Genomic DNA, 1,559 nt, shown 5'->3' with positions numbered 1-1,559 from the left:
AGGCAAGTAGGTGAAGGTCTGAGAAAACCCTCTTTCATATCGTTCTAGGGTGTAATAAGTTTTACTGCTGTCCGGTAAAAGTTTTTCTTTCCACATAAAATAAGGCTGAAGTCCGTAGTTGGACTTCAGCCTTTTGGTTTATCTTTGTTTTTACCACAAAACATGATAACCATGAACAAAGGTACACATTTTCTCGGACAGCCGATGTACGGTCAGCTTATAAGTTTGCTCGACAAAGCGCAAATTCTTCGTATCAGTCAAGAAAACGGTGGAGAACGCTACGTCAAACACTTCGATGCTTGGCAACACTTGGTCGTTATGCTCTATGCAGTGGTCAAACGCTTCGACTCCCTGCGCGAAATCGTGGCATCTATGCTCCCCGAAGCCCGTAAACTAGGACATTTGGGCATTAACGTCATGCCGCGTCGCTCCACACTCTCGGATGCCAACCTGCGCCGTAATGAATGCATATTTGAAGCCATCTACGGAGAGCTGTACGCCACTTATAAGCACGTGCTTTCCGCGGACAGCCGACGGTGCGGGTGTCCAAAGTGGATCGAACGCTTGCAAATCATCGATTCGACGACCATTTCTCTCTTCTCCAATCTCATTTTCAAAGGCGTCGGTCGGCATCCGAAGACCGGGAAAAAGAAGGGCGGCATCAAAGTTCACGCCAATATTCATGCCAACGAGTTTGTGCCCTCCGACATTCGTTTCACCTCGGCGGCCAAAGGGGATTCCTTCATGCTCCGCCCCTCCAACTACCATAGTGGCGATATCTTGGCTTTTGACAGAGCTTATATCGACTATGCCAAGTTTGAGGAAATGACGGAAGCCGGCGTGACGTATGTCACCAAGATGAAGAAGAATTTACGGTACGAACCCCTTGAGGGTGTGATGTATATGACACAGGAAGGAGGGATGGAATACCGCGTGCAGCAAGTGGTATTTACCAAACGGGGCAAAGGAGGAGAGGAACTAAAGCACCGGGCAAGAATCATCACCTACGCTGACCGCAAGAAGCACAAAACAAAACTGATCTCGCTGTTAACCAATGACATGGAAATGTCAATTCAGGACATCATCGAAATCTATCGCCAAAGGTGGGAGATAGAACTACTTTTCAAGCAGCTCAAACAGAATTTTCCTCTCAGATATTTCTACGGGGAGAGTGCCAATGCCATCAAAATTCAGATTTGGGTAACATTGATCGCCAATTTACTGCTCATGGTGCTGCAAAAGCGGATCAAACGCAATTGGAGTTTCTCTAATTTGGCCACGATGGTGCGCATCATGCTCATGTACTACATTGACTGCTATAGTTTCTTCGAGCATCCAGAAAAAGATTGGTTGAAGATTTTGGATCCCCACGATAAGCCACCCGCCGAACCTTCACTCTTTGACTAAGGAGGCTTACTTTTCGAAAAAGGAATCTGCAACGCCTATTGATGGGCGTTGCGGATAGGGAAAATGTGTCGTTTTGAAGTTTACCGGACAGCAATATAATTAAATGTATTGCTGTCCGGTAAAAGTTTTTCTGATGATAAAAATAAGGCTGA

1 protein-coding gene is annotated in these 1,559 nt (G+C 46.1%); it reads left to right on the top strand.

From position 1 onward, the window contains the following. The first annotated feature begins 171 nt into the window (after positions 1-171). Entirely contained in the window at positions 172-1,407 is a 1,236-nt protein-coding gene (locus HMPREF9999_RS09390) for an IS4 family transposase (protein ID WP_044063465.1), read from the top strand. Positions 1,408-1,559 lie beyond the last annotated feature (152 nt).

The organism is Alloprevotella sp. oral taxon 473 str. F0040 (genome assembly GCF_000318095.2).
Classification (GTDB): domain Bacteria; phylum Bacteroidota; class Bacteroidia; order Bacteroidales; family Bacteroidaceae; genus Alloprevotella.
The sequence above is the reverse complement of the archived record's forward strand: the minus strand, read 5'-3'. Positions and strand labels throughout refer to the sequence as shown.

Coding starts and splice junctions, on each gene's coding strand:
- HMPREF9999_RS09390 (WP_044063465.1), top strand. CDS start 172: ATGAACAAAGGTACACATTTTCTCGGACAGCCGATGTACGGTCAGCTT.